We start from the raw sequence: 11,336 nt of genomic DNA on the forward strand, positions 1-11,336 counted from the left end.
CGAGCGCCGCGTACGGCGCGGGCAAAAGCACCGAAGCGCCGCCAGTGGCGGAAGAAGCGAGGTGCTTTTGTGACGGTGTCCGAAGAGGCCGACCGTCAAAAAAGGTTGACAACTCACTGCTTTTAATGTATACTTACCCAAATGTGCCTATCCGGAATGAATGTGGCAAGGCTGAACTTCTCTCATGGAAGTCATGAGGAACATTTGGAAAAGATCAAGATGATAAAGAAGGTCAGAGAGAAGCTGAGATATTCTTTGCCAATCATGCTTGATACGAAGGGACCGGAGTACAGGATCAGGGATTTTAAAAACAGGAAAGAAACCCTGCAGGATGGTCAGACCTTTACATTTACTACGAGAGATGTTTTAGGGGATGCGACTATTGTTGCTGTAAACTATGCAGCCCTTGTGTCAGAATTAAATGTTGGTGACAGGATACTTGTAAATAACGGTTTGCTCGTTTTTGAAGTTAGGGAATTGACGGAAACGGACGTGGTGTGTGATGTCATAGCCGGCGGGGAAATCTCCGATCACAAAAGCATGAATTTTCCGGGGCATGTGTTTAAAGGTGATTTCCTCAGTGAAGCTGATAAATCCGATCTGTTGTTCGGTATTGAGAATGATATTGATTTTGTTGCGGCATCTTTTGTGTCTAACAAAGAAAATGTCAGTGAACTCAGGAGTTTTCTCGATGAAAACGGAGGCAAGGATATTGATATTATCGCCAAGATTGAGAACAGATCCGGTGTGGATAATATTGATGAGATATGTGAAATCGCTGATGGGGTAATGGTGGCGAGAGGAGACCTGGGCGTTGAGATTCCATTTATTGAAGTACCGGCTATCCAGAAATACCTTATCAAGAAATGCAGACTTCTCGGGAAACGAGTGATTACCGCAACAGAGATGCTTGAATCCATGATACATAATCCCAGACCTACGAGGGCAGAGATTTCGGATGTTGCCAATGCTGTATATGATGGTTCTTCTGCCATAATGCTTTCCGGGGAATCTGCTGCAGGAAAATATCCTGTTGAAGCTGTAAGGAATATGGCAGAGATCGCAGAGTATACAGAAAAGAATATTGACTATGTGAAAAGGTTTTACAGAACGGATTATGTCATAAAGAACAATCTGGATGCACTTTCACATGCCACATGTGCAATGGCAATTGATACTAAGGCAAAGGGAATCGTTATAAGTTCCATGTCCGGGATAACTGTCAGAATGGTAAGCCGATTTAGATGCCCGGTGGATATAGTCGGTATGACTACTTCGTCAAAGGCATGGCGAAAATTGAATCTGAGCTGGGGAGTTACTCCTGTCATGAGTGATGAGTTCGACTCGGTAGATGTAATGTTCTATCATGCCGCGCGGCATGCTACGGATCTTCTTGAGCTTAAGAGCGGAGATAATATCATACTTACCGGTGGACAGGTGGGCAAACGATCAGGCAGTACCAATACGATACGTCTGGAAACGATAAAGTAGAGGAGGAATGGTTCTATGTTTATTCTGCTTCAAATACTGCTTTTGGTATCCTGCGGTTCGGTTTTAGCAGGTGGACACTTTATCGAATACAGTATGGAGCGTGAAGTGCTTACTGTATATTGTGATCGGACTTGTGCTGATCATTGCTGGAGGACAGGTTGTTGTAAACAGCGCAAAAGAAATCGCAAGAGCAGCCGGTATGACAGAGACGCTGATAGGGCTTACGATCGTGGCTATCGGAACATCCCTTCCGGAACTGGTTACATCTGTAGTTGCTGACAGAAAGGGAGAAACTGGTATGGCGATTGGAAATGTTATCGGTTCTAATATTTTTAATCTTCTGTTTATTTTGGGAATTTCGGCATTGATCCATCCTGTATCGATAAATATGGCGTCTGTATATGACTTAATGATACTCGTAGTTGTCAGTGGAATATCTTATATATTTGCTTTTACTTCGAGGAGAATTGCACGTGGAGAAGGAATAATGATGCTTATGATGTATGTCGCGGATGTAGTATTTGCAATAATTAGATAATATGAAGTTTATTTTTATTTTGAGGTGATACAAGTGGCAATTGACGAGAAATTGTTAGAGGAAATACAATCGGAATATCATCTTCTTAAGGAAGAAATGAGTGAAGTACTTTATGCAAAAACTAATAATGAGATTGAGTGCGTGTTTTATAAAAACTCAAGGAAATCATATCTTCCGCACACACACCCTAAACACTTGATTGTTGGGCATATAGAGCACGGAAAATGCTATATTATTATAAATGGTGTAGAGCGTGCTTATGAGCGCGGAGATGAATTTCAGATTATGCCAAATACCATTCATGAGATTAGACCGGCAGATGGAAGTTCATATTCTATGATGGTAATGTGTATAAAGACAGAGACTATTGTAAAAGATGAAGTATTGAAAGAACTTCAAGAAAATATTATGGAAAAGCCGGCGGATGATTATCTTATCAGCGAAATGGCAGCAGACTCCCAAATGAGCTCGTATAACATGATAAGAAAGTTTAAGAAAACATTTGGACTGACGCCGCATCAGTTTCAGATTCAGTGTAAGGTAAGAAAAGCACAGAAACTGCTTGAAACAGATAAAAACATCTCCGAGGTGGCTTATGAGGCAGGATTCTATGATCAAAGCCACCTTGATAGATGCTTTCAGAAAATAGTTAATTTGACACCTCGTAACTATCAAAGTATACTAGTGAAAAATAATTAACAAAGAGCCGGAAAGAATTTGGCAAACATATATAAACCTGTTTCACTAGCATGGACTTCATGGTGTATTTTCGAGGGCATAATCGAGATAACACCGGGTTTATAGACGAGTTTACAGCCATCATTGATACAGATGCCTTCGCCGGCGATTACCTCATGAGTTTCAAGCTGGGTTTCATGAATGTGATCAAGGATACTTTTATTCGGAGCGATGCGCACCAGATGATAACTGTATTCACCATCAGTTTCTTTTGAGGTGACAATGTGTTTTAATTCTACACCTTCAAAAACTGGGTGTTTAGACCATTCGATATCGGTGAATGAAATGGTTTTGTTTGGCAGACATAACTGACCGTTGTTAAAAGATTCAAATACACTAAGATTCATTTTTATAATCTCCTTTCGTTTGCGGTGGGGGTCCTTTTAATAATAAAGAACCCATCTCACAGTTTATGAGATGATTATAACAACTGTAAGTAAATATGAATTGGATAAAATTGCTATGGGAAATAATCTTGAAATATCAGAGAGGTTTTAAATGCAGTAGAAAAAGAGATTTTTAAAGTATTTGTTGAGTGTTAGACAAACTGGAATTTTGCTAACTAAAACAATTGTGGAATAATCTCGTTTTTAATAAATTCAACTCTATCGAAGACTGCTGGCTTAAATGTTGAAGCAACAGCAACAACAAGATTGCTCTTCATATCCAAGTAAATAACATTTCCACTATCTCCAATAGCTGAATAAATCTTTTTATCTTCATTAATAATCCACCAGAAATATCCGTATTTCATATTGTGATATCTTTGACCTGGTAATGCATGTACCATTAGCATTTGTCCAATCCATTCCCTAGATACTATCCGTATATCGTTATATTCACCAAAGTTTAAGCATAGCTGCCCTATCTTCGTCATTTCTTCTGCGGATAAGCATAATCCAAAACCAGCCACAGCATTTCCTTTTACATCTGTGAACCAGCACTTATTATGGGGACTCTTTCTAGTTACAAAATCAATATGTTCTTCTTTGTTATGAACACTGTATCCTATTCTTTCATCAATCTGTAATGGCCTAAACAAGTATTGGTTTGCAAATTGCAACATACTCATGTTGCTTTTCCTTGTTATTATTTCACTAATAACTTGTATTCCAAGTGAAGTGTATTGAAATGTATTTGTAAGTCCTGATTTTCCTCCCATCAAATCCAAAGCAGCTTTAGCCCAATCATCACTCATACAAACTTTAGTCCATGGTTCTGACTTAAACTTGTACGGAGTAGTCATCGAAAGTAAATGCTTTATTTTTACTTGTTCAAGAGTTTTTTCTCCTCTTTTTAAATGATATTCAGGGAAGAAATCCAGAACATTCTGCTCAACACTCTCAATTATTCCCTTATCAATTGCTATACCAACAAGTATGGCTGTAATACTCTTTGTCGCTGATGCAATATGTACTGAATCATCTTTCCGATAACCATTCCATTTATCAGAATATATCAGTTCTCCTTCATGCATAATCGCAATCTGGCATATATTTCTATGTTTCTCTTCTATCAGCTTATGTAATGTTTCATGATTCATTAATAAACAGCACCTCTTTCTGTATTTATCTAAGGATATCCTATTTAAGGGACAATACTTCCGTTTCCAATGAGCACTCTGATGATTCCAATTGCAAACAAATGCGCCGGATAGTAGAGATAAAAAAACCATTTCATGCCTTTCCATTTTCCCCTCTCACCGTTATACTGTTTCAAAATCGGTAATGATAACAGCGTACACATCTGAAGGATTCCGTACGCTTTGTCCATAAAGATAAAATATATGACTGCATAAATTGTTGTCCATATGAGCATCGTAAGCGATTGTTTCTTGAAATCGCCACGATTTATGTACAAGCATACCGGACACATAGCCGCCACGGTTGACCAATCCGATGGAAAGGTAATAAGGCAGATTATAAGGATAAAAAAGATTTTTCCCCACTGTGACAACTGATCCGTTGTAAATATGACCATCAAAACCACTGACCAAGCAAGCGACCACATTACGCTTGTCATATTAAAGACGCCGTTAGGAATAAACGGTATTCCTCCGGCAAAGTTATAGGCAAAATGCGATATTACAGCGAAAACGAACAGTCGGGCAATATACTTTTTTATGTTTCGAGTGTAATGAAATCCCTCAGCAATAAAGAACCACATAATCGGTGCAGTCAATCTTCCTATCGCGTGAAGAAGCATGACCCACCATATCTTTTGGCATCCAGGAAATAGTAGCCATGTTACATGGTCGATTGTCATCGCAATAATAGCAATTAGCTTTATTTCATTTGAGTTTAGTCCTGTTTTCTTAATTGTATCCATTTCAGTTCTCCTACAAACTTGAATTTGTGCAGTCATCTTCCAATTTACTGTTTATCCAAGTTGTTTTCCAAATTTGCGCATAAGCCGATGAGCAAATTTAAGATTAGCCATCATCAATAAAATGCTTCCAACTATAAGCAGAATAGTCGACATACTGATAACTATGTATTGCGAACTGTTTATCAAAATAATCACGCTTATTGGTAGACATATTATGCTTGTAATCAAAGATGGAATATATTTCTTTATATAGACGCTCTGTCCGATATGCACGATAAAATGTACCGCAAGAGAAAGCATCAAACCAAACCATAATGTGTATAACACATCGTTTCCCCAATAATATGCTATCAAACTAACCCCGAAAAATGGTATGAATTCTTCATATACTGCAAGCGCCATTCCCGCGGTAGTAAAATCCTTGTATGCTTTTGTAATTATCGGAAATCTATCAAATAGTTCCGGGTTGTTTTTGAAGAACCATCCAAATCCTATAATCTCTTCCATATCATGGAATATGAATATAATTGGAAGCAGTAATACATATTCTCTCATTTTTATCCTCGTTAGTTATCCTGAAATTTATACTACTTTTATGGTCTGCGAGGATGACGGACAGTTTTGACAGAATCCCAATCAGTGAAAAGTCGAGAACTCCCTGAATATGGAAGCCTCTCCATCCATCATCACGCTCGACTGTGCTTTGCGGCGTATCCTCCGCAAAGCCCGCTTTGTTTGTGCCATCTGTATTTCTACATCATATCACATGCTCTGGTCAAAAACAAGATATTACTTAAAATAAAAAGACCCTAGTATTTTTAAGTCTGTCGGCGGTTTTTCTTTGACGAAAAAAAGTTTCATTGCTATAATAAACATGACATACAGTTGTCGTGTTGGATTTGGTATGATACATACGGAGCGTGAGGAAAGGGGCGTTAGCTTGGAATGAAGATAGACAGGTTGATTGGAATACTATCCATATTGCTTCAGATACGGAACAAGATGATGGAAGCCTGTTGTTTGAACGTGAGTATGCGGATGATGAGGGAATGAAAAACAAAGCAGGCATCCGATTAAAGTAAAAGGGAGCTGATAAAATGCATTTTGTTGATGCAAAAGGGATTCTGACCGGTAGCGGTGGATACTATGGAATGAACATATATCGGGGATGTACTCACGGTTGCATATACTGTGACAGTAGGAGCAGGTGTTATCAGTTTACGCATCCCTTTGAAGATATTGAGGTGAAGCAGAATGCACCGGATCTTTTGGAAAAAGCGTTGAAGTCGAAAAGAAGAAAGTGCATGATTGGGACAGGCGCGATGTCAGATCCGTATATGCATTGCGAAGAAAATTTGCGATTGACAAGGCGATGCCTGGAAATTATTTTGGAAAATGGTTTTGGAGTTGCGATTCAGACAAAATCTGACCGTATACTTCGGGATATCGACTTGCTTTCAAAGATTAACAGTTCTGCAAAATGCGTGGTGCAGATGACGCTTACAACCTACGATGATGATCTGTGCCGAATACTGGAACCGAATGTCTGCAATACAAAGCGACGGATTGAAGTGCTGGAAGAAATGCGCAAGAATGGCATTCCAACGATTGTCTGGCTTACGCCGATTCTGCCTTTTATCAATGATACTGAGGATAACATCACAGCAATTCTGAATGAGTGTGTAAGAGTCGGGGTAAAGGGCATTATTGATTTCGGCATGGGTCTAACGCTTCGTGAAGGTGATCGTGAATATTATTATGAGGCGCTTGATAAGCATTTTCCAGGAATGAAAGAGCGGTATATCAAAAGGTATGGAAATGCGTATGAACTGCCAAGTCCGAAAGCAAACGAATTGACAGGGATATTCCAGAGAATCTGTAAGGACAATGGGATACTATCAACTCCGGATGAGTGTTTCGGATTTATGCAAGAACTTCCGGATAAGTATCCGCAGATGAGTATATTTGATTTGTAAAGCGAAGGAGGTTGTTTATATGGAATACATCAGGGTAACAAAGGACAATTTGGAAAAGGAACACATTTGCTGCGCAATTTCCAATAATAAGGATGTGCAGGTATCTTCAAAGAAGGCATGGCTGGCTGACAGGTTTGATGAAGGTCTTGTTTTCCTGAAGAGCGTGGAGCGCGGCAAGTGCTTTATCGAATATATCCCTGCGGAAAACGCATGGGTTCCGATTGAGGCTGACGGTATTATGTATATTGATTGTCTGTGGGTGTCCGGGTCTTTTAAAGGGCATGGATATTCCACGGACCTGCTTGATGCATGTATCGAGGATAGTAAAGGAAAAGGCAAGAAGGGGCTTTGTATTTTGAGTGCAGCTAAGAAAAAGCCGTTCCTGGCTGATCCGAAGTTTCTGAAATACAAGGGCTTTGCCGTTGCGGATGAAGCTGATAATGGTATCCAGCTTTGGTATCTGACGTTTGAAGAGAAGGCAAACACACCACGATTCAAAGATTGCGCTAAGCATCCGCATATAAAAGAGAAGGGCTATGTTTTATATTATACGAGCCAATGTCCTTTCAATGCAAAGTATGTTCCGGTCTTGGAGCAGACGGCTGAAGAGAACGGTATCCCATTCCGGGCAATCCATATAGAGAGCAGGGATGAAGCTCAGAATGCCCCGACTCCGATCACAAATTATGCCCTGTTTCATGATGGGGAATATGTTACAAATGAGCAGATGAACGAAAAGAAGTTCTTAAAGCTGGTCAATGGATAGGAGGGAAGCGACACAGTTACGATGTTGTGTCAGAAGATATCTTATGGTATACTAAATGGGAGAGTGTCAAGATAAGATAAAGAAGCGCTGAAACGTGAAAGGAGGATCTAGAAGTATATGTTCAGATCAAATCAATCAGTAACTAACCAAAAAGGATTATTGTCAATTGTCATGGTGTTTTCACTTGTATTTTCGCTAGTGCTTTCTCTGGCATTGCCTTGTGAAACTTCTTATGCTAAGAAACCATGGGGCGGAGATGAAATGGATGACTGGCCGCTTACAATTAGCTGTGATCCCAACTATCCGATTATCGGACCTGAAGTGGGAGAGATTCACGAAGAATCGATTACTGGACTTCAAAAAGGTAATAAGATTAAGTCTTTTACTATTAAAAACTATTCTCCTAAGATCGTGAAGATAGTCAAGAAAAAGAAAAATACTAGCTATGGTGCTGTTTTCAAGGTGAAGGGTCGCAAAAAAGGCAAGGCACACATCAAGATTACGGTTAAGCTTAAGTATGCCCAAGATGGCAAGAAGAAATATGTATGGAATTTGAAAAAATACCCGGTGGGGTATAATGATTAAGATCGAATTGTTTGTACAGGAACTCTGCGAAGGCAGAGTTCTTGTGTTATATATGACTCGATTTTTTGAATTTTAATAGTTTTTTTATTTGTTTTTTACATCTGAATTCTTGATATGGTTTTGTGATTGTAGTATAATTATGTTTAGCTATAAAAGTGATGGAAATCATTTTGAAGGGATATAAAAGTAAGGAAGGGTATACTTATGGTGAGAAAAGGTGATAAAGGGCAAAAATCAATAAATAGAATCGCATTATTCGCCACCGGTTGGAGTAACGAGTATGTTAAATTGGTGATTGAAGGTTTGCGTGTTGAGGCTGCTAAGGATGGAGTCGATATTTTCATGTTCATATCTAACAGCCTTATTGGTGACGCACCTCAGTCAGTTAAAGTTCAGCGAAGTATATACCAGATGGTCAGAGCTGAGGATTATGATGGAGTTATTATATTAGCTAATACATATGCAGATAATGATGAAATTGAACTGATTGCCAACAAATTCAGAGGTACAGGCGTGCCAATGGTGTCCACGGAGGTGGCCGTGCCTGGTGCTGCATTTATTGGAACTAACAATACTCAAGGTATGCGTGAGTTGGCGACCCATCTTGTTGAAGAGCATGGTGTCAAAAAAGTTGTTTATGTTGCCGGATACGAGGGCAATGTTGAGTGTGAAGAACGTCGAAGAACATTGGAAGAAGTTCTTGAAGAGCATGGGCTAAAGTTGTCGGGAAGTATCAGAGGAAACTATGAGTACTACTGGACTATGCGCAAGATTCAAGAGTGGGTTGATGACGGCAATGAGATTCCTGATGCGTTTGTCTGTGCCAACGATCTCATGGCCCTTGGAATTGTAAGTGGTCTGCATAAGAAAGGTTACGAGACTCCGAGGGATGTCATAGTTACCGGTTTTGATCATATTCATGAGGCGCAGATTTCTTATCCGATGATATCTACTGTTTCCAGACAATGGGATATTATTGGAGCATTGGCATACAAGGAATTGATAAATCTAATTGAAAATAAGCCGGAAGACAGCAGCAAAGTATATTCATCTCATTTTGTACCTTCCGAGAGTTGCGGATGTGACCCTAAGAAAGAAGATGTCCAGGTAAGACTCAACAAGATGAGAAACAGTTATGAGAATTATAGCAACGAGTTGATGATAGAGTTTTTCTTCCAGGCGGTTCGAGTTGATATGTCCAAAGTTGAGAGCAAAGAAGAATTTGAGCGAACATTTCAAAATGCTCTCAAGAACCAACACTTTTTTGGCGAGGACTATTGTATCTGCCTAGATCCAACCTTCTTTGACTTAGAAGAGGAAGAGTATGTTAGTAGCGTCAATGGCTTTAAGGACGTTATGCGAGTAGTCTATGAGCGGAAAGAAGGCAAAGGCACGGGATGCGAAGAAGTTTCGCTGCGCGAGCTGTATCCGGGCTACAAGAAGGAAGAGGGAAAATCCAACATCTATGTGATGACGCCACTTCATTATACTCGATTTTTGTTGGGATATGTGGCGATAAAGAACACTCCCGAGATATTGTATGATCAGAAGTTCATACGATGGCTCAACAATTTTGCAAACTTGTTTATCACTGTTAAGCAGTATATTTTCTCCCAGAGAAATAATCGTAAGCTTCAGGAACTCTATATGACGGACTCCTTGTCGGGCCTGTATAATCGACTTGGTTGCGACAGGGTTCTCTTTCCATTTATAGAAAAAGAGAAGGCTGAGGGCAGAAAATCCATATTGCTCTTCATTGATATAAACAATATGAAGATAATTAATGATGAGTATGGTCACTTGAATGGTGACCTTGCTATCAAAGCTATAGCCGAGACACTTAGCAATTCGCTGGGAGAAAAGTGGTATATAGGACGATACGGCGGTGATGAATTTGTGGCCGTTGGTCAGTATAGGGAAGATGGGGGCGATATGCTCAAGTACCGAGAGTACTTTAAGTCCGCCCTAGATGAGATTATCAAAGGCCTGAAGATTACATTTCAGCTGTCGGCCAGTATCGGCGAGTATATCATCGAACCAGATGACAAAGGAAGTATTGAAGACTATATTCGCCTTGCAGATGAGTCTATGTACGAGGAGAAAGAGCGTGCTCATCGACAGGCGAGGTTGCGTAGACATAGTGAAGATTAGGAATTGGAGGTTTAGTAAATATGGATAAGTACGTATGTGGACCTTGTGGTTATGAATATGATCCAGAAGTGGGTGATCCTGATAACGGAATTGCTCCGGGAACAGCGTTCGAAGACTTACCTGAGGATTGGGTATGCCCAGTTTGCGGAGTGGGTAAAGATATGTTCGAGAAGCAATAATTTGGATTTTATTTGGACCCGGCCGTGTTAGGTCGGGTTTTTTTAATGGCATATCGCTGGTCTTACTCCCATAGGTCGTAAGACATTTATGGAAAAATTTTAAAAAAAATTTTAAAATTTTTTTTGAGGAATTTTGCTGTCAAATCACAAGTATGCACCAAAAAGTTCAAAAAAAGTTGCGTCAAAAAAGCGCGCAAATACGCGGTTTTTAACGATTCTAAAAAAAACTTAAAAAAAAATTCGAAAAAAGTGTTGACATCTGGGGTAAACTTTGATAAGATAGTATTCGCTGACGCAAACAAAATAAATTTTGCACAGCAGAGAACCTTGATAATTGAACAGTGAAACAACCCTGAAAATTCAAAATAAAAAAGGCAAGAATAGCCTTAACGAATTTTCAGAAACTACAAACTTATGACAAGTTCTCATTAGTGAGAACGGGTAAGATTAGTTTCCTGAAATTCTTTTGAATTATTCATTAACGTTTCGTGAACGAAACACCAAGTAAACAACTCGTACTATGTACGATGCTTACTGAACGGATTAGCCAAGCAAATATCTTGGCAGAATCAAACATTTTAATT

13 protein-coding genes and 1 pseudogene are annotated in these 11,336 nt (G+C 39.4%); 9 read left to right on the top strand and 5 right to left on the bottom strand.

Annotated elements, in window-relative coordinates; translation table 11 throughout:
- Window positions 1-129: 129 nt before the first annotated feature.
- The 3 genes from pyk (at window position 130) to L877_RS13695 (ending at window position 2,728) form a co-directional block, all read left to right on the top strand.
- Complete coding sequence (gene pyk, locus L877_RS13055; RefSeq protein WP_051437824.1) at window positions 130-1,491, top strand: pyruvate kinase; 1,362 nt, start codon at window positions 130-132, stop codon at window positions 1,489-1,491.
- Window positions 1,492-1,591: 100 nt separating this feature from the next.
- Window positions 1,592-2,029: a sodium:calcium antiporter gene (locus tag L877_RS13060; RefSeq protein ID WP_051437825.1), complete on the top strand. Its 438-nt coding sequence runs from the start codon at window positions 1,592-1,594 to the stop codon at window positions 2,027-2,029.
- 33 nt (window positions 2,030-2,062) lie between these two features.
- A complete protein-coding gene (locus L877_RS13695) occupies window positions 2,063-2,728 on the top strand; it encodes a helix-turn-helix domain-containing protein (protein WP_051437826.1) in 666 nt (221 codons plus the stop codon).
- Here the strand turns inward: L877_RS13695 and L877_RS0110440 are convergent.
- From L877_RS0110440 to L877_RS14420, 5 genes and pseudogenes are all read right to left on the bottom strand, one after another.
- Complete coding sequence (locus L877_RS0110440; protein ID WP_026836022.1) at window positions 2,725-3,114, bottom strand: cupin domain-containing protein; 390 nt, start codon at window positions 3,112-3,114, stop codon at window positions 2,725-2,727. The genes L877_RS13695 and L877_RS0110440 overlap by 4 nt on opposite strands.
- 215 nt (window positions 3,115-3,329) lie before the next feature.
- Window positions 3,330-4,310, bottom strand: coding sequence for a serine hydrolase domain-containing protein (locus L877_RS0110445; protein WP_026836023.1), 981 nt, complete (start codon window positions 4,308-4,310; stop codon window positions 3,330-3,332).
- Between the two features lie 44 nt (window positions 4,311-4,354).
- Window positions 4,355-5,095, bottom strand: coding sequence for a TraX family protein (locus L877_RS0110450; protein WP_026836024.1), 741 nt, complete (start codon window positions 5,093-5,095; stop codon window positions 4,355-4,357).
- A gap of 51 nt (window positions 5,096-5,146) precedes the next feature.
- Complete coding sequence (locus L877_RS0110455; protein ID WP_026836025.1) at window positions 5,147-5,650, bottom strand: HXXEE domain-containing protein; 504 nt, start codon at window positions 5,648-5,650, stop codon at window positions 5,147-5,149.
- A gap of 28 nt (window positions 5,651-5,678) precedes the next feature.
- Window positions 5,679-5,813, bottom strand: a pseudogene (locus L877_RS14420) (ACT domain-containing protein); the annotation flags it as partial.
- A 202-nt stretch (window positions 5,814-6,015) separates the two neighbouring features.
- On the opposite strand from L877_RS14420, the gene L877_RS14135 reads away from it, so the two are divergent.
- From L877_RS14135 to rd, 6 genes are all read left to right on the top strand, one after another.
- On the top strand, window positions 6,016-6,177 hold the full coding sequence (locus tag L877_RS14135; protein ID WP_156923029.1) for a hypothetical protein: 162 nt from the start codon (window positions 6,016-6,018) through the stop codon (window positions 6,175-6,177).
- 15 nt (window positions 6,178-6,192) lie between these two features.
- Entirely contained in the window at window positions 6,193-7,071 is an 879-nt protein-coding gene (locus L877_RS0110465) for an SPL family radical SAM protein (protein ID WP_026836026.1), read from the top strand.
- Window positions 7,072-7,090: 19 nt separating this feature from the next.
- Window positions 7,091-7,837, top strand: coding sequence for an N-acetyltransferase (locus L877_RS0110470; protein ID WP_026836027.1), 747 nt, complete (start codon window positions 7,091-7,093; stop codon window positions 7,835-7,837).
- Window positions 7,838-7,954: 117 nt separating this feature from the next.
- The gene (locus L877_RS0110475) at window positions 7,955-8,422 is read left to right on the top strand and encodes a hypothetical protein (RefSeq protein ID WP_026836028.1); all 468 of its coding nucleotides are present in this window, start codon (window positions 7,955-7,957) and stop codon (window positions 8,420-8,422) included.
- Between the two features lie 204 nt (window positions 8,423-8,626).
- Window positions 8,627-10,573 carry a diguanylate cyclase gene (locus tag L877_RS0110480; protein ID WP_026836029.1) on the top strand — a complete coding sequence of 649 codons (1,947 nt, stop codon included), beginning with the start codon at window positions 8,627-8,629 and terminating at the stop codon, window positions 10,571-10,573.
- Between the two features lie 20 nt (window positions 10,574-10,593).
- Window positions 10,594-10,752, top strand: a complete 159-nt coding sequence (gene rd / locus L877_RS13975; RefSeq protein WP_084554869.1) for a rubredoxin — start codon at window positions 10,594-10,596, stop codon at window positions 10,750-10,752.
- Window positions 10,753-11,336 lie beyond the last annotated feature (584 nt).

This window comes from Eubacterium xylanophilum ATCC 35991, from assembly GCF_000518685.1.
Classification (GTDB): Bacteria; Bacillota; Clostridia; order Lachnospirales; family Lachnospiraceae; genus Eubacterium_F; species Eubacterium_F xylanophilum.